The sequence below is a fragment of the Treponema sp. genome (genome assembly GCF_017430385.1).
In the GTDB taxonomy this organism is placed as follows: domain Bacteria; phylum Spirochaetota; class Spirochaetia; order Treponematales; family Treponemataceae; genus Treponema_D.
This window is the reverse complement of sequence record NZ_JAFRNB010000025.1, coordinates 15,389-35,144: the sequence shown is the minus strand read 5'-3', so window position 1 is coordinate 35,144 and position 19,756 is coordinate 15,389. Positions and strand designations below refer to the sequence as shown.

Annotated in this window: 18 protein-coding genes; 10 read left to right on the top strand and 8 right to left on the bottom strand. The window is 41.7% G+C overall.

Annotated elements, in window-relative coordinates:
* Positions 1-80: 80 nt before the first annotated feature.
* Positions 81-377: a restriction endonuclease subunit S gene (locus IJJ71_RS01920; protein WP_367113206.1), complete on the top strand. Its 297-nt coding sequence runs from the start codon at positions 81-83 to the stop codon at positions 375-377.
* Here IJJ71_RS01920 and IJJ71_RS01915 read toward each other — a convergent pair.
* On the bottom strand, positions 348-833 hold the full coding sequence (locus IJJ71_RS01915) for a restriction endonuclease subunit S (RefSeq protein ID WP_296844987.1): 486 nt from the start codon (positions 831-833) through the stop codon (positions 348-350). The two genes, IJJ71_RS01920 and IJJ71_RS01915, sit on opposite strands and share 30 nt — an antisense overlap.
* Before the next feature lie 182 nt (positions 834-1,015).
* Between IJJ71_RS01915 and IJJ71_RS01910 the strand changes: the two genes are divergently transcribed.
* A complete protein-coding gene (locus IJJ71_RS01910; protein ID WP_296844986.1) occupies positions 1,016-1,825 on the top strand; it encodes a tyrosine-type recombinase/integrase in 810 nt (269 codons plus the stop codon).
* A gap of 1 nt (position 1,826) precedes the next feature.
* On the opposite strand, the gene IJJ71_RS01905 is transcribed toward IJJ71_RS01910, so the two are convergent.
* From IJJ71_RS01905 to hsdR, 3 genes are read right to left on the bottom strand one after another with little or no spacing between them, the layout of a single operon-like run.
* A complete protein-coding gene (locus tag IJJ71_RS01905) occupies positions 1,827-3,434 on the bottom strand; it encodes a restriction endonuclease subunit S (protein ID WP_296844985.1) in 1,608 nt (535 codons plus the stop codon).
* Positions 3,434-4,882: a class I SAM-dependent DNA methyltransferase gene (locus tag IJJ71_RS01900; protein WP_296844984.1), complete on the bottom strand. Its 1,449-nt coding sequence runs from the start codon at positions 4,880-4,882 to the stop codon at positions 3,434-3,436. The genes IJJ71_RS01905 and IJJ71_RS01900 overlap by 1 nt, the downstream gene beginning before the upstream one ends.
* Positions 4,883-4,896: 14 nt before the next feature.
* Entirely contained in the window at positions 4,897-8,211 is a 3,315-nt protein-coding gene (gene hsdR, locus IJJ71_RS01895; RefSeq protein WP_486389606.1) for a type I restriction-modification system endonuclease, read from the bottom strand.
* 227 nt (positions 8,212-8,438) lie between these two features.
* Between hsdR and IJJ71_RS01890 the strand changes: the two genes are divergently transcribed.
* The 6 genes from IJJ71_RS01890 to IJJ71_RS01865 all read left to right on the top strand — a co-directional run bounded on the left by IJJ71_RS01890 (position 8,439) and on the right by IJJ71_RS01865 (position 14,250).
* On the top strand, positions 8,439-9,323 hold the full coding sequence (locus IJJ71_RS01890; RefSeq protein ID WP_296844982.1) for a branched-chain amino acid ABC transporter permease: 885 nt from the start codon (positions 8,439-8,441) through the stop codon (positions 9,321-9,323).
* A gap of 12 nt (positions 9,324-9,335) precedes the next feature.
* Positions 9,336-10,451: a branched-chain amino acid ABC transporter permease gene (locus tag IJJ71_RS01885; RefSeq protein WP_296844981.1), complete on the top strand. Its 1,116-nt coding sequence runs from the start codon at positions 9,336-9,338 to the stop codon at positions 10,449-10,451.
* Positions 10,451-11,296 (top strand): ABC transporter ATP-binding protein, encoded by an 846-nt coding sequence (locus IJJ71_RS01880; protein ID WP_296844980.1) that lies wholly within the window; start codon positions 10,451-10,453, stop codon positions 11,294-11,296. Before IJJ71_RS01885 ends, IJJ71_RS01880 begins: the two co-directional genes overlap by 1 nt.
* Positions 11,297-11,307: 11 nt before the next feature.
* On the top strand, positions 11,308-12,018 hold the full coding sequence (locus IJJ71_RS01875; protein WP_296844979.1) for an ABC transporter ATP-binding protein: 711 nt from the start codon (positions 11,308-11,310) through the stop codon (positions 12,016-12,018).
* A gap of 5 nt (positions 12,019-12,023) precedes the next feature.
* Positions 12,024-13,028, top strand: a complete 1,005-nt coding sequence (locus IJJ71_RS01870; protein ID WP_296844978.1) for an RluA family pseudouridine synthase — start codon at positions 12,024-12,026, stop codon at positions 13,026-13,028.
* Between the two features lie 295 nt (positions 13,029-13,323).
* Entirely contained in the window at positions 13,324-14,250 is a 927-nt protein-coding gene (locus IJJ71_RS01865; RefSeq protein WP_296844977.1) for a P-loop NTPase family protein, read from the top strand.
* 4 nt (positions 14,251-14,254) lie between these two features.
* On the opposite strand, the gene flgF is transcribed toward IJJ71_RS01865, so the two are convergent.
* Positions 14,255-15,049, bottom strand: a complete 795-nt coding sequence (flgF, locus tag IJJ71_RS01860) for a flagellar basal-body rod protein FlgF (RefSeq protein ID WP_296844976.1) — start codon at positions 15,047-15,049, stop codon at positions 14,255-14,257.
* Positions 15,050-15,204: 155 nt separating this feature from the next.
* Between flgF and IJJ71_RS01855 the strand changes: the two genes are divergently transcribed.
* Positions 15,205-16,626 carry a putative bifunctional diguanylate cyclase/phosphodiesterase gene (locus IJJ71_RS01855; RefSeq protein ID WP_296844975.1) on the top strand — a complete coding sequence of 474 codons (1,422 nt, stop codon included), beginning with the start codon at positions 15,205-15,207 and terminating at the stop codon, positions 16,624-16,626.
* 175 nt (positions 16,627-16,801) lie between these two features.
* Complete coding sequence (gene hisS, locus IJJ71_RS01850) at positions 16,802-18,103, top strand: histidine--tRNA ligase (protein WP_296844974.1); 1,302 nt, start codon at positions 16,802-16,804, stop codon at positions 18,101-18,103.
* 52 nt (positions 18,104-18,155) lie between these two features.
* On the opposite strand, the gene IJJ71_RS01845 is transcribed toward hisS, so the two are convergent.
* The 3 genes from IJJ71_RS01845 to IJJ71_RS01835 are packed head-to-tail and all read right to left on the bottom strand — an operon-like array spanning position 18,156 to position 19,656.
* Entirely contained in the window at positions 18,156-18,533 is a 378-nt protein-coding gene (locus tag IJJ71_RS01845) for a hypothetical protein (RefSeq protein WP_296844973.1), read from the bottom strand.
* On the bottom strand, positions 18,530-18,937 hold the full coding sequence (locus tag IJJ71_RS01840; protein ID WP_367113205.1) for a (deoxy)nucleoside triphosphate pyrophosphohydrolase: 408 nt from the start codon (positions 18,935-18,937) through the stop codon (positions 18,530-18,532). The genes IJJ71_RS01845 and IJJ71_RS01840 overlap by 4 nt, the downstream gene beginning before the upstream one ends.
* A 56-nt stretch (positions 18,938-18,993) precedes the next feature.
* Positions 18,994-19,656, bottom strand: coding sequence for an HAD family hydrolase (locus IJJ71_RS01835; RefSeq protein WP_296844972.1), 663 nt, complete (start codon positions 19,654-19,656; stop codon positions 18,994-18,996).
* Positions 19,657-19,756: the final 100 nt, after the last annotated feature.

Below are 19,756 nucleotides of genomic sequence, written 5' to 3'. Positions count from 1 at the left end.
GAATCTTCTGAAGCAAGCAGATTTTTCGGATGTCATAAAATCCAAAAACATTACAATTTCTCAAAAGCAGCACATTTGCGATAAATGCGAAGATTATCTGGATAGAGTCATTAAGTTATTTTAATGCGGATGCCCTGGTAGATACGGCCTTTGGTCTTGCACCAAGTTCAGGCGTTCTTCCGAAATACCTATTTTATTTTTGCAAGTCGTTTGATTTTACTACATTGGATAGCAGTACAACACTTCCAAGTTTAACAAAAACAAATATTCAACAGATTTTATTTCCGTTACCACCCTTTTTAGAGCAGCAACGGATTTTAACAAAGATAGATACAATTTTTGCCCAATTAGATGAGATTGTTTTGAATCTGGTCTAATACCGTAAATAATTCTTCGATTTTTGAAACAATTCTTTGTTGCTCAGAAATTGGCGGAACTGCTACATACGACTCTGACATTTCTTGTAAGTAGAAACCTTGTTGAGCCGTACCTGTAGCATGTTCAACTACATAATTCTGATAAAAGGAACTGTCAAAAAAGTATTTTAAATACTTATTTTCAATTTGAGTATTCAAAACTGAAACACTTCGCTGAAAACAAATATTAAGATTCCCGTCATAAATGCAACTTCGCCCTAAAGTTCCGACAGAAGTGAAGAAAATGTCTCCTTTTTTTGCTTTTGTGCGTTGATTCTCAGTTTCAAACACTTCCTTTGTTAAATATCTTACATTTTCTAAATCTTCAACAGTATCATGATTAATATTTCTTGATGATGCCATTATATAATTGGTCTTTTCTTCTATACCTTTTGGCGGATTATGGTCACCGTCCACAAGTTTCGTACAGATTTGTCCAAGCTTAGACCATTGCCAGCTTTCAGGAATTTCAAAAGGTATTTCATCTTCAATACAAACTGCATCTTTACCCTTGAACTTCTCATAGTGGCAAAAAAAAACACATAATCTGTAATGATTCCAATAAGCGGAAACGCAAATTCAACTTATTGGAGGTCGTTATGGAAAATAACGAAACTTTTGAAGAGTATTTGAAAAGGACAAATCTTTCAAAGAACACTCTTACATCTTACTTGTGGACGGTAAAGTATTTCACGGAGAACTACGAAACCATCAACAAGGAAAATCTCTTGGCTTATAAAGGATATTTGCTCGAATATTATAAGCCAAAGACCGTGAACTTACGGATTCAGGGAATCAACAAGTATCTTTCTTTCATTGGTCTGGAAAAACTGCAGCTTAAGTTTGTAAAAGTTCAGCAGAAGAACTTTTTGGAAAATGTTATCAGCAATGCAGATTACCAGTTTTTGAAGGCCAAACTCAAAGCTGATGATAATCTGGAATGGTATTTCGTTGTCTGGTTTCTTGCCGCGACAGGTGCTCGTGTAAGTGAGCTTATCCAGATAAAGGTTGAACATGTAAAGGCTGGATATTTTGATTTGTATTGCAAGGGCGGAAAACTGCGCCGTTTGTATATTCCAAAGACATTGAAAGAAGAAGCCCTTTTGTGGTTGGAATCTATCGGCAGGACTTACGGCTATCTTTTTTTGAATCGATTCGGGGAAAGAATCACAACCAGAGGAATAGCCCAGCAGCTTAAAAATTATGCCCGAAAATACGGAATAAACGAAAAGGTCGTTTATCCACATTCTTTCAGGCATCGTTACGCAAAGAACTTTCTTGAAAAGTACAATGACATTGCTCTTCTGGCTGATTTAATGGGGCATGAAAGCATAGAGACAACCCGCATCTACCTCAGAAAAACAGCCAGCGAACAGCAGGACATTGTTGATACAATCGTAACTTGGTAGTTTAAGCCAATTGGTCAGCAATAAAATCTAATTTAGCAAACGCATTCTCGATTTTCTCGACTATGCGTTTCTGTTCGGCTAAAGGGGGAAGAGGAATCCATAAATCTTTTGCATTTTCTATAGTTAATTGTTCTACAGTCGTTCCTTTTGATCCATCATAAATCACTTTCTGCGTATAATCTGATTCAATTACAAGTTTTGTATATTTAGGATTTAAATTAAATTTATTTTCAAAACAAAGAATATAGGCATCTTTATAATAAAACTTTTTTGTTCCTTCTACGATATGTACATATCCCAAAGTACCAACAGCAGATACTAATAAATCATCTTTTTGAGGAACCCCACCTTTCAATTTATTTTGTTCATACAATTCTTCTGAAATATAAATTTCTGGATGAACATTACCTGTTTTACATAATTCTACAAGTTCTCGTCCTCTGAAAAATGGAATACCAGAAGGTTTCCAATCTGTCTGATGAATACGTATTGCAGAATGTATGTTGTATAAGCATTTTGCTTTAGTCCAAGCCCAGCCATTTGGAATGTCAAACGGAATCTCATCTTCAATATCCTTTACAGTTCCATCTGCAAACTTCTCGCAATGGCAATTATCAGTAGTGGACTTGTAGATATAACTATCGTTCTTGTCGCGTTTGAGTTCACCAGCTTTGATTTTAGCTTCTTTTTCTGCACGGAGTTTTTCAAGCAAAACTGATGCAGGTTCATCTGCTGAATCTTGTTCAACGAGCTTACCGTGAATTGCCAAGTCTAGTATTTTGCTCTTTGCCTGCTTGATTGCAATTTGTAAATCTGCTTTATCGTTCTCGAGAGAATTGATTAAAAATATGATTCGTTCTAACTCTGAAACTATATATTCTTGTTCTCTAAGAGGTGGAACTGGAATCAAAGTTTTGCAAATATCATTAAGATGTAAATTTGGTACACCAATTCCTGTTAAATGCCCATTAAACTGTTCTTTACAAAAAGGACTATTTATAAGATTCAGGAGATATTTTGGGTATATTTGAGTTACAGGTCTCAACAATGCCAATGTAACATAAATGTCAAATACTTCATCAGTTTCAACTAAAGCGGCAACTCCTGTGGTTCCGTTTTTTGCCAAAAGTACATCATTTTTTTGCGGTTTTACACGCTTTTGAAGTTCTTCATGTAATTCTTTTGTAATGTATTTTATTTTGCTCCAATCTATCTTCTGTGTCGTAACATCTTTTGATGATAAGAATGGAATTCCGTTTTCTTTGTCAGAATAGGTTGGCGTTTGATGTGTACCGTCTGTTATGGGAATAGCACAAATAGAAGGCAATCGACACCACGCCCACCCCTCCGGCACATCAAACGGAATCTCATCCTCGATATCCTTCACCGTTCCGTCGGGCATCTTCTCATAGTGCCGCTTATCATCACCAACAAAGATATAAGAGTCGTTTTTATCTGCTTTTATTTTCTTTTCCGCAATCAGCTTTGATTTTTCCTCACGGATTCTTTCAAGCAATTTTGATGCGGGTTCATCATCTGGATTCTGAGGAACTAATTTTCCATGTATTGCTAAATCAAGGATTTTTGCTTTCAGTTGTTTTGTATTCATTATTCGTCATCCTTTTCAGATTCATCTATTGAACTTGTAAGAGCCTTCAACTCAGAAACGGCTTTTGCAATATTTGCTGATTTTTGTTCAATTATTTCCATAAGTTCAGCAAGAGTACATGTCACATCGTTTGAAGTATCTTTAATCCATTTGAGGTCAAGACTTGTTTTTTCATCTTTTAGGATTTCTTCTATTATGTATTTTTTCCAACGACCGTTCGGATTTTCTTCTGACCATGTTTCTTTGCGGTCTTCAAAGTGTCCAGCACAATAAACCTCTTCAAATTCTTTGAAGTCTTCTGTTTTCAGAGGATTTGTTTTTCCAAAAGTACGCATGTTTGAACGCATGTCGTAAACCCATACTTCTTTTGTGTTATTTTCATCAGTTTTACCACGAGTAAAGAAAAGCACATTTGTTTTTACGCCCTGAGCATAGAAAATACCTGTAGGAAGTCTGAGGATTGTATGAAGGTTACATTTGTTCATTAAGTCCTGACGGATTTTCTGCCCGGCATTGTCTTCAAACAAAACATTATCAGGCAGGACAACGGCCGCTCTTGCAGTACCCGTAGTTCTCAAAGAACGATAAATATGCTGTAAGAAGTTTAACTGTTTGTTGCTTGTTGTATAAGTAAAGTCATCGCGGGTTGCGCGCTCACCGCCCTTTTTTGTACCAAAGGGCGGATTTGTAAGGACTACATCATAGCCAGTCATGGCCTTACCATTTTCGCTCAGTGTGTCTCCAAGAACGATTTTACCATCAATGTTATGCAGCATGGCGTTCATCAAAGCTAAACGGTGTGTTTCATGAACAAGTTCACCGCCGGAGAATGCTTCTTTTACCTGAAATGTTGCTTCTTTTTCATTCAAATCGCAGTAATCATCCGATATGCTTTTAACATAGGCGTCGGCACTGATCATAAAACCGAAAGTACCACAAGCAGGGTCATTACAGCGTTCGCCGACCTGTGGTGCAACAAGCCTTGTCATTACATCAATCAAAACACGCGGAGTGAAGTATTGTCCGGCACCGCTTTTCTTTTCGTTAGCATTCTTTTCCAAAAGACCTTCATAAAGATTTCCAAGACCTTCTTCTTTTGCGGAATACCAGTCTAATTCATCGATTGACTTAATGATTTTTTCAAGGTTCTTTGGTTCATCAATATTTGAACTTGCCCCCTGATAAATCTCACGGACACGACCTTTTGTATTTTCTCCAAGATATGTGAGTAATTCCTTGTAGAATTTTTTAAGTTCAATTCCGCTATGAGAAGTGAGCTTATCCCAACGATATGCTTCTGGAATGGAATCTTCTGTCTTTGTTTCTTTTGCCATCTTAAGGAAAAGAATATATGTAAGCTCAGTAACATACTGATGATAAGTTATTCCATCATCACGCAAAATATTGCACAGATTCCAAAGTTTGCTTACGATTTCCTGATTTGTCATTTCTTACTCCAAATTTATGCTGCTTTATCTTCGTAAAGATAAGTATTTAATTCCCTGATAATTGAACCAAGATTATTACTAAAGATTTTGTTTACCTTGTTGAATCCGCCCTGAATTCTCCAGGCTGAGTATTCATCAAAGGTCTGCTCATTAAGCACAGATTCATTGATGAGATATTTTTCGATTCTATCAATCCACTTTTTTTCGCCTGCTGTAAAGTTATGAGCTTTATTCAGCTTTTTAATTGCATTATGGATTCTTTCCTCATGAGAAATCAAGGGGGAACCAATCGCATAACGGCGAACCAGCGTAATAATATCTGCGGCACATTCCTCATTTGTAACTTGCTGAATGGCAGTATTTAGCTGAATGGAATTATAACCGTTTGCATCAAGCGTCATGCTCAGTTTTCTTAAATCTGCAAGAGTTAAGTCTGCTGGGCGAGTACAAACAATGTCCAAGGCTTCAATCTTGTTTCTGTTCGTTTCCAGATATTTTGAGAAGCTTTCCAAATAATCAGCCGGTTCCTGTCCTTTTCCGAAACCTCTACTTACCTCTTGTAATACATCAGTTTTATCACTGACTATGACATAATGCTTAGAATCTTTTGGCAACTTAAAGGCCGCAAAAGCTTCTTTTGCCCTGATTAACAGTTCTTTACAAGTTTCTTCTGATTCAGCCTGTGATTTACGGACTTTAGAGATAAACTCTTCAAGAGAAGCATAATGAGACACGACCGTGAAATAGTTAATCTGAGATTCATCCATGTGCCGTTTCATTCGCTGGAATTTAGCTATTATCTGGTCATTTATGAATTTTATATGTTCTTCATCGTTTACTTTGTCATACCCGGCAAAAAGTTCATCAAAAGTAACCTTCGGATTAGAAACAACAGGCTTCATTGACGAATACTCATCAAGATAGCTGTACAAATCAACAGGATCGAAAATATCAAAATGTGTTTTACCGATTTTCGGACACAAGCGAGTTGCACGGCCAAGCATCTGCTCATAAAGGATTCTGGATTTTATGCGGCGCATGAAAACAATCTTTGTAATCTCAGGAACATCAATACCTGTCGAAAGCAAATCTACAGTTACAGCAATGGTTGGATAATGCTCGTTCTTAAAGCGTTTGATAGCATCCTGAACTCTGTTTTTGTCTCCAATTGCACAGGTGATTTTTTCTATCGCATTAGCTGGAACATCCTGTTCTTTATATATTTCCCGAAGCTGTCTTACAATCTCATCTGCGTGGCGGTCGTTTACAGCAAAGAAAAGAGTTTTTTCTTCGCTTTCCGGGTCGATATATTTTGAGATTTCAGAAAGCACAACCTCATTAAAGGATGGAGTCACAACTTTCTTGTTGAAGTCCTCAACTTCAAAATCGACTTCATCTTCCAGTTCTTCCGGATTAAGAAGTTCCTTTGTCACAGGATTGTATTTTGCGAGTTTTTCGCCCTTATCGTGATGAATGCCATTCTGATTCAGTTCAGTTTTTATGATATGAGGTGCATCATAATCTACAAGATAACCGTCGATTACGGCTTCCCGATAAGAATAGGTGTAAACTGCGTTGCCGAAAATTTGGGTAGTGTGCAAAGCAGGCGTTGCTGTCAAACCGATTTTAACGGCATCAAAATACTCAATAACCTTTTTGTACTTACTGATAAAATCATTCTGGTCACGATATAAGAGCTCAGCCTCGCTAAGTTCTTTATCCAGAGTATAACCGCGATGGGCTTCATCAATGATGATACAGTCGAAATCACCCGATGAAGGAATTTTCTCTTTATCATCGTTTAAAATTCGTGCGACCATTCCCTGAACAGTTGCTACTTGAATTCTTGTTTCAGTTGCCAAATCAATATCATCCAGCGTATTGATATTGTAAATTTTATTTAACGGCTGTAAGTCTTCAAGTTTTACATCATTGAATACATCCTGAGCCTGTTCTCCAAGAGATGTTCTATCTACGAGGAAGAGAATTCTTCGGAATCGGTTTGCTTTAAGGAATCTGTAAAGCATACCAAGAATAGTTCGTGTTTTACCTGTACCTGTTGCCATTGCAAGAAGAATTCTTGTCTGACCGTTCATTACCGCTTTTTCTACAGCTTCCACAGCGTTCAACTGATAGTAGCGTAAATTAAGGCCGTCTGGGTCGCGAAGGAAATCATAAGGCAAATTTGCAAGCTTAAAGTCAGCCTCATCTACATTCTGCTTATACTTTGCAAGTAAATCTTCCGGGCTATACCAGCCCTGTAGGACTTGCGGAATATTCGAGTCTTTTCTAAGGTCTTGGAACCAGATTCCAGATTCAGTTTCAATCTGTTTGAGATAAGGGCGACCGTTCGTTGCAAACACAAAAGGAACTTTGTTGCTCTGCCATTTTCCCATGCAGAATTTTTCGTCCTCGTCTTTTATATTCCTTGCATACTCATGACATTGATTATCAATAATCGCATAGACACTTTTTTCATAAGCCTTAGCTTCAATGATTCCAATCAACTGCTCATCAATAAAAAGTGCATAGTCGGCTCTGTCGTCTTCTTTCTTTGTAGCTTTCACAGGCCATTCAGCGATAGCAATTTTTCTGCCCTTTTGGGGACGAGTGCCTTTTGAATATCGCAAGTTCTTTGTATCAGCTTCCCAGCCAACGCGACGCAGCTGATCATCAATGAGTTTGCGCGTTTCATCTTCGGTAAGTTTTGTATTTGAAATCGCTACTGCAGAAGAATTCTGCCTATCTTGTTTTGAAAGAGCAGATTGAGGTGTAACAACTTTCTGAGCTTCGCGCTCTTTTGTTAGCTTATCAATGAGAGCCTGTTGTTCAGCAAGAAGTTTATCTCGTTCAGCTAATAAAGCGTTTGTTTCTGCCAGTTCACTTTCTTTGTTTGCAATAGTTTCATTTTGTTCTTCGATTTTCCGTTCTTGATTAAGAACCAACCGAGTGTAGTCAGGAACTTTTTTCGGTCTCTCTGGTTTTGAAAATGGCTCAGGACTAAAAGCCCCATCACCATAAACTTGCATAAACCAGACAGCGATATGATGTGTAAAACTAAGAATTAGAAGTGCTTCCTGTTCGCTGGCCTTATTTTCATGGGCGGAATCATTTCGTTTTATTCGTACCTGGTTAATCCACTGATTTACATCATAAGGAAGAAGGCCTTCGTTTTTTAATAATTTAGTCCGTGAGTAATGTGTTTTGTCTTCTGGCTCAGGAAGATTCTCTATTCGAAGAATTTCACGAACCATTAGTTCTACAAACAATCCCGATTTATTTTTACTTGAAGCGGGGTCTGTATAAACATAGTTCTCTGCGAACTCCATTATCTGCGCAAAATCCGGCCAATAAGTTTGTAAAAACGCAAAATTACTCATACGCACAACTTCTCATAGCTAATAATTATAAGAACATTATAGCACATATTTGTCTTTTTTGGGAAATAATAGAAAAACTGCATATTTTCTTTCTTTTTCTACTTTCAATTACTTTTTCACATTTTTGTTTTTATGTATAATAACAGAGAAAAAAAATCTATTTTAAGGAAAAAGTAATGAATCCTTTACAGACAAATCTTCCCTACATTCTTGCGGGAATTTCTACGGGCGGTCAGTATGCGCTCATTGCTATCGGATACACGATGGTTTATGGAATTCTCAGGCTTATCAACTTTGCTCACGGTGATGTTTTTATGGCAGCGGGTCTTATCATGATTTCTGCCTACAGTTTTATGCCGCTATGGGTTTCAATTCCATTCACGATTATTCTGACTGTCCTTTTGGGATTCGCTGTTGAGCGCGTGGCTTACAAACCGCTCCGCACTGCCCCACGAATGTCAATCATGATCAGTGCAATCGGAATGAGCTATCTTTTGCAGAATCTTGCCCTTTACTTCACAGGCGGTCTTCTCAAAAAATATCCTACAATTCCATGGATCAGTGACTCAATCACAATCGCGGGCGCAATCACCAAGCGCGTCACTGTAATCACTCCATTCCTCACGATTCTTCTCGTAGTTGCTCTTGTTCTTCTTATCAATCACACAAAAATCGGAATGGCAATGCGCGCCGTTTCAAAAGACTTCGAGACAGCCCAGCTCATGGGTATCAAAATCGACTCAGTTATCAGCACGACATTCATCATCGGCTCGTTCTTGGCGGCTGTCGGCTCAATTCTTTTCTTCTCAAACTATCCTGGCGTTACTCCAACGGTCGGCGGTATGCCGGGTCTCAAAGCATTCGTTGCGGCGGTATTCGGCGGTATCGGCTCAATTCCGGGCGCGGTAATCGGTGCTTTCTTAATCGGTATCTGCGAGAACATCATCAAGGGCGTTGGTCTCACCACTTTCAGTGATGCATTCACTTTCGTTCTTTTGATTTGTGTCCTCATGTTCATGCCAACCGGCATCTTCGGTGAAAAAGTTACGGACAAGGTTTAATCGGGGGCTGAAATGAATAACAAACTTACTTTCATCAAGGACAAAAAATACCAGCTCGCGGCTTGGGCTTTTCTCGTAGCTCTTTTCGTAGCAATCGCAATTCTTGAAGCTGTGGTTCCGCCTACGAGCATTTTGTTCACTGTTCTTAAAAAAGGTGCGATTTATGCCCTCGTTGCAGTATCAATGAACCTTCTGAACGGCTTTACAGGCCTTTTCAGCTTGGGTCAGGCAGGTTTCATGCTTTTGGGCGCATACACTTACGCAATCTTCACGATTCCACTTTCTGCCCGCGAGCAGGTCTATCAGTATTTTAACGGCGGCGCGATTCACTTCACTCTTCCGGTTTTTGCTGCCCTGATTCTTGCGGGTCTTGTGGCTGCCCTTTTCGCATATCTGATTGGTCTTCCGGTTTTGCACTTGAAGTCAGACTATCTTGCAATCGCGACATTGGGTTTTGCAGAGATTATCCGTGCGATTTTCCAGTGGGACAAGCTGGGCGTAATCACAAACGGCTCGAACTTGCTCCGAAAATATCCTGTATTCCGCTCAACTTTGTTCTATTTTACAGTCAGCGGAATCTGTATCGCACTTATTCTTCTATTAATCAACTCAACTTACGGACGCGCTTTCAAGGCAATCCGAGACGATGAAGTTGCGGCTGAGGCAATGGGAATCAACCTTGCTAAGCACAAGCAGCTTTCGTTCACAATCAGCTCTTTCTTCGCAGGCATTTCGGGTGCGCTTCTGGCTATGTTCCAGACAACGATTCAGGCAAGCCAGTTCAAATCGGCAATGACCTACGAAATTCTGCTCATCGTTGTAATCGGCGGTATCGGTAGCGTCACAGGAAGCTGCATCGCTTCTTTCCTCTTCATCGCATGTTCTGAATGGTGGCTCCGCTTTCTCGACAACGCAAACCTCAACATCACACCGATTCAGATTTTGCGTCCGGGCTTCCGAAAAGTCGTTTTCTCAGTCGTCATCATGCTTATCGTTCTTTTCTATCAGAAAGGCATCATGGGCGAGCGTGAATTTTCTGTGGCGGGAATCATAAAAAAACTGAAAGGCTGTAAAAAAGCCGTCCACGATCTGAAACTCAAATTTAAAAAGGAAGGATTAGCAGAATAATGGCAGAACACGTACTTGAAATGAAAAATGTCACGATGCAGTTTGGCGGTGTCGTGGCTGTAAACAATCTTTCCCTTGAAGTAAATAAAGGCGAAATCGTCTCTTTGATCGGCCCAAACGGTGCTGGCAAAACAACGGCTTTCAATGTCGTAACAGGTGTTTATGCCCCAACGAACGGGGCGGTCTATTTTAACGGAAATCATATCGTAGAAAATTATCCGCGTGGCAAAATGAAAAAGCTTTACGCCGGAACTAACCGTGGCGACTATACAAAGCATATCGAGCCAACCCCGGATGTAATCACAAAGCTTGGAATCGCCAGAACATTCCAGAATATCCGCTTGTGGAAGAGCCAGACCGTTTTCACAAATGTTCTGATTGCAAAACACATGCGACGCACAAGCAATATCTTCACGGCAACTTTCCGCCTCAACCGCAAGGAAGAGAAAAAACAGCGCGAAGAAACCGAAGAACTTTTGAAGATTCTTGGGCTTTACGATGTACGGACCGAACTTTGCACGAGCCTTCCTTATGGCTTACAGAGACGGCTTGAAATTGCCCGGGCACTTGCCACAAATCCAAGCCTTTTGTTGCTCGACGAACCGGCTGCCGGCATGAATCCGCAGGAAACAGCTGAGCTAACAGACTTCATCCGAAAAATCCGCGATGACTTCCATCTCACCGTCTTTATGATTGAGCATCACATGGATCTGGTAATGGACATTTCTGACAGGATTTACGTATTGAACTTCGGTGCATTGATTGCGAACGGCACACCAGAAGAGATTCAGAACAATCCGGAAGTAATTTCGGCTTATCTTGGCGAAAGCAACGACGTGCGATAGGAAGGGAAAATATGCTTAGAATTAGTGATTTACATGTTTCTTATGGCGGAATCAAAGCACTCCGCGGAATAAATCTCGAAGTTCCTGACGGAAAAATCGTCACTCTGATTGGTGCGAACGGTGCCGGAAAATCAACCCTTCTCCGCTCAATCTCTGGCCTTGTAAAACCGCAGGCTGGCTCAATCCGCCTCGACAACAAGGAGCTTATCTGGAGCCCGATTAACAAAATCTGTGCCGAAGGAATCGCTCTTTCCCCGGAAGGCCGTCATGTTTTTTCTGATCTTACAGTTCTTGAAAACCTGATGATTGGAGCTTACCTTAGAAAAGACAAAGAAGAAATTCAGCGAGATCTTGAATGGATTTATGAGCTTTTCCCACGCCTCAAAGAACGAAGCTGGCAGTTTGCAGGCACTTTGAGCGGCGGTGAGCAGCAGATGCTTGCGGTAGGCCGAGCACTTATGAGCCGCCCAAAAATTCTGATGCTTGACGAGCCTTCTCTTGGTCTTGCGCCTCTTATCGTGCAGCACATTTTTGAGATTATCCGCGAGATTAACAAAAAAGGCGTCACGATTTTGCTTGTCGAGCAGAACGCAAACATGGCTCTCAAAACAGCAGACATCGCTTATGTTCTTGAAACAGGCGAAATTGTCCTGCAAGGAAGCGGAAAGGAACTCCTTGAGAACCCGACCGTGCGCGAGGCATATCTCGGAAAGAAAAAATAAGCCTCATGGATTTCACGCACTTCACCGCAGGAAAAGACGACTCAGACCGCAGGCTTGACAGAATTTTGCGAAGATTTTTGAGCGAGGAAAATCTTTCTTCTATATACAAGCTTCTTCGCAAAGGGCTTGTCAAAGTCAACGGCAAAAAAGCAGACGGAAATTTCCGCGTAAGTGAAGGCGATGACATCCAGATTGCAGACTTTCTGCTCTCTTCTGCTTCTTCGGGGAGTGAAAAACAGGGAGCAGAGTCAGCATCCCCGCTTTCAAAAAACATAATCATCTTTAAAAACGAATCTATTCTGATTCTGAATAAGCCCTACGACATCCCAGTTCAGCCATCGTCATCAAAAGGGGCTTCTCTTGCCGAAATCGTCCAGAAAGACTACGAACTCACCCACCAAAAAAACTCGCTCTCGTTCAGGACAGGCCCTCTTCACCGCCTCGACCGAAAAACAACAGGACTCATTGCATTCTCACAAAATCTTGAGGGTGCAAAATGGTTCAGCGAAAAAATCAAGACTCATGAGATTCGAAAAATCTACCTTGCAATCCTAGAAGGAAAACTTACGGAAAAATGTGTTTGGGAAGACCGAATTCAGAAATTAGCAATGAGCAATGAGGAATTAGCAATTAGCAATTGCAAGGCTCGCGATGAAGGGTTTCATACTGTTTCGGTGAATTCTTCTGATGAGGGGAAGTTTGCTCATACGGAAGTGGAGCCTGTTTCTTACGGTGTTTTTAATGGGAAGGATGTTACGCTTGCCCGCGTTTTGATTACTACTGGGCGTACTCACCAGATTCGCTCGCAGTGTGCTTATCATGGATTCCCGCTTCTGGGCGATACGGCTTACGGCGGAACTAAGATTGATTCTAAGAAGTTCGGGCAGGATTTTTTCCTGCACGCGGCAGAACTTTATTTTCCGAAAGATAATCCTTTGGGGTTGCCGGAAAAGATTATTACGGAATTTCCAAAATCATTTACGCAGATAATCGGGGGCGTTGCGGGGTAGGGAGCGACGGCATTAGCCGGGAAAACCTGCGAGGAAGGTTTCTTCGCTACGCTCGCGCGAGTCTCTGTGAAGGCTGTGCCTGAACCGCCCCTGTAGAGAGGGGTGTGACACAACGCCTGCAGAGCAAAGCTCTTTGGAGACTCACTAAAAACAATCCACTGGATTGTTTTTGCCCTGCTTCGCAGTGCCGTTCCCTAAGTGCGGCATAGGGGGGATTCTTCCCCCTTTTAATTACTAATTTCTCATTTCACATTGAAAATTGCCACCCCCCGCGTTATAATTAAATTATACTAAAATGGATATTGAATTTCTCAAGGAATTTCTGGGGCTTGAAAAGAAGGGAACCACGGTTTTTGCTTTTTTTGGGCCTAGCGGTACAGGCAAGAGTTTCAGGGCAAAGTTGGTCGCCCAGCAGTATGGAATCAAGACTATTATTGATGATGGTCTTCTTATCTATGCTGATGAAATTTTGGCCGGAAAATCTGCGAAACTTGAGAAAAACTACATGGGAGCCGTGCGCACTGCCCTTTTTGATGACAAGGAGCACCGTGACTCAGTGGCTCGCGCAATCCAGAAGAACCACATCAAAAAAATCCTCATTTTGGGAACCAGCGAAAAGATGGTCAACAAAATCGCCGTCCGATTGCAGCTTCCTCTCCCCGAAAAATACATCAAAATCGAAGAAATCGCTACTCCTGAGCAAATGGAAGAAGCAAAACGGAGCCGCCAAATCGAAGGCAAGCATGTAATCCCTGTACGAGCTTATGAGGTCAAAAAACAGACTTACTCAAAGATTTTTTACGACTCAATTCGGGTCTCAACGGCAAAGAACAAATTTCTTGCTTCACTTGTCGGAAAATTCTTGGGAAAAGCTGAATCCGCACCTTCCCAGAACACAAAACTCTTTGAGAAATCCCTTGTACGCCCGGCTTTCTCTCAGCAGGAGAGAAAAGAATGTTCCCATGCCGTCCTCGCGCAAATGACAATGAGTTTCATCGGGGAATTCAACGAGCATGTAAGAATCAAAAAGCTCACCGTGCGTAACGAAAAATCAGGCTATAGTTTCATAATGACAGTGGATGTACCTTTAGGAAGGGAGCTGACACAAATAAGTGAGGAGCTTAAGGCCTTTGTAATCTCAATGATTGAGAAAAAGCTCAAGCTCCGTATCGAAGATGTTTATATTGTTGTGGATAAGCTGATTTTGCCAAAATCAGCCTAAAGTTTTATCGCGAAAGTGCAACTTTATTCCAGAGTGTGCTCATCATGCTGTCCTCGCTCTGGATTGTCTTCTGGCTTGCCTCATAAGCGCGGTTTACTTCAATCATTTTGACCATCTCGTTAACGACATTTACATTGCTTGTCTCCATGTAGCCCTGGAGCATTTTCGGTCGCTCCATGCCCTCTGCGATATAAGCCTCGCCGGAGATATTGTTTGAGTTCCAGAGAGAATTTCCCATCTTTTTGAGGTAGCGTTCGTTGTCGAAGCGCACGACTTTGATTCGGTCAATAACTTCGTTATCTTTTGTGGTGATGATTCCGTCCTCATTTACTGTGAATTTGTCATCTGGAACCTGAATCACGCCGTTCTCGCCAAGGAGAGGATATCCGTCTTTTGTGAGCAAGATTCCTTCTTTTCCGAGGATGAAATTTCCGTTTCGGGTGTATCGCTCGCCGCTCGGTGTCTCAACTGCAAAGAAGCCCTCGCCTGCAAGCGCAAGGTCTGTGCTTGTGTTTGTGCCACGGAAAGAGCCTTGCTCAAATTCTGTGTAATTTTCGTTTGTCTCAACGCCCAAGCCCAGTTTTCCGATGATTGGGGCTGCATCTGCCGAGCCGAAAGGAGTTTTATATACGCCGTCAGATTCGGTTCGTCTCAGAAGAAGCTCCGGGAATGATTTTGAGACAGAGACATCTCGTTTGAAGCCCGCAGTATCGACATTCGCAAGGTTATTTGCGATTGTGTCGAGCCTGTTCTGCTGTGCGTTCATTCCGCTTGAACCGATATACCAACCACGAATCATATTTTCTCCTCAAACTTTTAAAAGTCCTAAAACGATTTTCACTTTTCTTTATATTAAAATTATCGGAATCAAAAAAAAGAAATTTAGAATTTGTTTTTTTATAAAATATGGAGTAAACTTATTTTAAAGGATATTTAAAAAACAGGAAGGTTACTTTGAATTTTCTCTCTCTCAATCTGGTCTTAAGCTGCATTTGTCTTTTGTTCTGCGTGGTAACTCTTATCACTGCTCTTTTCATCGTAAAATATACAAAAGCCCGCTTCAATTACGATGAGCTTACAGGGCTGTATACAATCGAAAAATTTAAGAGCGAAGCAAGGAAGATTCTTGCCACAGCCAAGCCGGATGAATACGCGCTTGTCTGCATCGACATCAATAAATTCCAATATCTTACTGACTCACTCGGCCGAGAAACAGCAAATTCCGTCCTTAATGTCCTTGGAGGCCACTTCAAAAAAGCTGCCCCTAACGATGCTATTCTTACGCGCCGCTACGCTGACAATTTTGCCATGCTGATTCACACAAGCTTTGGTCCGATTATCGAGGATTACATCATCAACATGATCAGCGTGGTCTCAAAGATGGGCAATCTTCTTCCTCTCCACTACACCCTCGAATTCAGCACGGGCGTTTATGCGGTCTCTAATCCGCACGAAGACATTGAAATCATGATTCACAAGGCAAACACAGCCCGCACCGCAGGAAAATACAGCCCGAATCCATCACGAATCAGCTTCTACAGCGAGGAAATGAGCCTCAACAGCGAGCACGAGAAGGAAATTCTCTTCGATATGAACAGGGCTTTTGAAGCAAACGAATTCATCGCTTATTACCAGCCAAAATTCAACTTCGATGACGGAAAATGTATCGGCGCGGAGGCTCTTGTTCGCTGGAAGCACCACAAAAAAGGCCTTCTGGAGCCTGGATATTTCGTACCACTTTTCGAGCGCAACGGATTCATCTCAAAGGTTGACATCAAGATGTTCGAGCAGGTCTGCCAGTTCCTGGACAAATGGAACAAATCTGGCGAAGGCGGAACATGCCCGAAACCTATCACAATTTCATGCAACTTGTCGCGATACCAGCTTTACAATCCAGAATTCGCAAAGGAATACTCAAAAATTGCATCAAAATATCAGATTGAGCCTTCAAAAATCGAGCTTGAGCTTACTGAAAGCCTCATGATGGACAACAAAAAGCGTCTTTTAAAGGCAATGAACGAAATCAAAAAAGCAGGGTTCGACATTTCGGTGGACGATTTCGGCTCAGGATTCTCTTCACTCGCTCTTCTCAAAGATATTCCGGCATCGGTCATCAAGCTCGACAAGGAATTCTTCGCAAACTCAGCCCCGGACGGCAGCGGTGAGGGAAAAGACATCCACAAAGACAACATCATCGTAAATTCCGTAATCGACATGGCAAAAAAACTCGATATGACCACGGTTGCAGAAGGTGTCGAAGAAGAAAGCCAGGCCAAGCAGCTTCGGGAAATGGGCTGTGACATTGCGCAGGGATATTTCTACGCCAAGCCGATGAGTGCAGAGGATTTTGAAAGACTCTTAAAGAATTCGCTTTAGTAGTTCAGGTCATCTCTAAAAACTCGCTTTCAGCGTTTTTTTAGAGATTCCGACGAGTTTTAATTCCTGAAAATAGCAGGAATTAAAACATCGCTTTTTCAAGGTATCTCTAAAAATTGCAATTTTTAGAGATTCACTTCATCTTTTTATTCTTTTTCTATATAATATTCTCATTATGGCAGAACTTATCCAACCACGAGTCCTCAAGGGATTCCGAGACATTTTACCGCAGGCAGAGATTGTCCGCACAAATTTAATGGAAAAAATCACAGGCGTTTACCGCTCTTTCGGCTTCGTTCCGATTGATACGCCGGTGCTCGAATATTCAGAAATTTTGCTCCGAAAATCAAACGGAGAGACCGAAAAACAGGTTTTCCGCTTTTTGGACAACGGTAAGCGTGATGTTGCATTGCGTTTCGACCTCACAGTTCCTTTCGCACGCTTTACAGCAGAGCACGAGAGTGAGCTTTACTTCCCTTTCAAACGATATCACATCGCAAAAGTTTGGCGTGGTGAAAAACCACAGGCTGGCCGATACCGTGAGTTCGTTCAGTGCGACATCGACACCGTTGGCTCAGACTCAGCTGCAAGTGATTTTGAAATCTTGAACATCATGCGAACTGCTTTGGCAGAAATTGGCGTCAAAGACATCACTATTCATGTAAATCACCGCGGCATTTTCAACCGCTTCCTTGCAAAACTCGGAGTTGCCGAAAGATCTGAGGATATTTTGCGCTCAGTAGACAAACTTGCAAAGGTTGGCGAAGAAGAAGTCAAAAAAGAACTGGTTGAGTACACAGAAAGCGAAGAAAAAGCTTGTGAAATTCTCAAATACATCGCTGGAGCCGGAGATTTTGAATCAACACTTAAAATGATTACAGAAATGAGTGGCGGTGAAAACGAAGACTCAGCTCGCATGAAAGAAATCTACGAGATGATGAAAGCAGCCGGAATCGAAGCAACATACGTTCTCGATCCGTCAATCACACGCGGCCTTGACTATTACACAGGTGTTGTTTACGAAACATTCCTTAACGAGCTTCCATCAATCGGCTCTGTATGTTCTGGCGGCCGCTACGACAACCTTGCGGGCCTTTACACAAAGACAAAATTGCCTGGTGTCGGAGCTTCAATCGGCCTTGACCGTCTTATCGCAGGTCTTGAACAGCTCGGAAAACTCGAAAGCAAGGGCAGCTACCTCGATGCCGAAATTTTCTGCATGGACAAAAATCTCGTTGTCCTTTACCAGAAAGTTGCAGCACAATTGCGTGAAAAAGGCGTAAAAGTCGAAGTCTTCCCGGAAGCAAAAAAGATGAATCAGCAATATGCCGTCACCGACGCCAAAAAAATCAAATGGGGAATCCTGATTGGCTCAAATGAAGCCGAAAAGAACGCTGTCACTCTCAAAAATCTTGAGACCCGTGAGCAGTTCGCAGAGATTTCAGTAGAAGAAGCTGCTAAGATAATTAGGAATTAGCAGTCAGGAATTAGGAATTGACAATTTCTCATTGCTCATTCCTAATTTCTAATTATTTAATGTTTTTCGCTTTTTCAGCCTTCAATTTGTTTGAGTACACTTTGACGGCTGAAGACGGAATCCAACCGTTTTCGATTGCGTACCATAATTCTTTTGTGTCATCAACAATCACCGTGCAGTTGCCTACAATTTCGTAGATTTCACCTTTGCGGAACGAGGCAATTACAGGGGATTCATATCCAGCCTCTGCGTGGCAGGCAACATAAGGATCAGAAATCAAAGCCCATTCAATCCGCGGAGACAAATCCTGCGGGGCAAGCGGCTGCATTTCAAGCTGGCCGTTATTTTTTTTGCAAGATACGACGAGCAATACGAACAAAGAAGAGAAAAAAACAAAACACCCGCGCAAAAAACAATCTTTTCTAATCATTTTTTCCCTGCAACCCATCTCATTACATCAGGATAAATAAGCATGTCAGAGTCAACGAAATTGAGAGTCGGGATTTCAGCAGGGAAAGCCCATTTGTATTCAGTATGCTCAGTGAGCGTGTATTTCTGAGCGATTCCGTCATGAGGAACCGTGATTTCGTAGGCATGAAGAGCAATCTGCTGCTCATTGTGCATGAAGAATGTCTCACAGATTTTTTCGCCGACCGTAACCTTCACGCCGAATTCTTCTTCAAACTCGCGCACGATAGCTTTTTCATCGCTCTCCCCTTCCTCAACTTTTCCGCCAGGGAATTCCCAACGCCCGCCCATCTGTCCTGTTGGATTTCTGTGCGCTACAAGTATTTTTTCGCCGTCAAAAGCGATACATGCGATTGATGTTTTCATAATTTCCTCTATTAATATTTAACCACAGATTAACGCGGATGTACACAGATTAGCCGTCATTTTGGAAGTGATATTAAAAAATCCGCAGTTTCTTTTAGATTATTGAAGATTTTCCATGCTTTTTCATTCATTTCTTCGTCCGGGTCAATCAAATCCGGAACCATAATACATTTTATTCCAGCAGCAGTCGCTGAACGCACACCGTTCGGGCTATCCTCAATCGCGACACATTCCTCCGGCCTTAAGCCCAAAGAAGCCACAGCTTTCTGGTAAATCTCAGGGTCAGGCTTTGAGTGATTAACCATGTCGCCAGTCGTAAGGGTTTCAAAATAATCGAAAATTCCTGCGTTCTTAAGCTGTGGATGAACTTTCAGCGCACGAGTGGAGCTTGCAAGTGCCAGACGAAAACCAGCATTCTTGAGCGAATCAAGGCATTCAAGGACAAAAGGCATTTTCTTTAAGCCCTGTTCCTTTTCAACGACTTCAAAAAGCTCGCCTGTCCTGTTTCGGAATTTTACGGCAGCATCTTCGCCCGGAAGATATTTTGTAAGAAGCCGCTCAGTATCTGTCTTACTGCGCCCGACACACTGCATGAAAATCTCATGAATATTTGAAAGACCGATTTCGTCAGCAGCCCGCTTCCAGCAAACCTCGCAGACCGACTCAGTATCAAGCAGAACCCCGTCCATGTCAAAAAGTATCGCACGAATTTTTTCCATGCGGGAAGTATATCATAAACGCAAAATCTATGCAAAAATAACAAAGTTCAAACAAAGCAGCCTGGAAATGCAAAAAAAGGTGGTCTCCCATCAGGGCAAG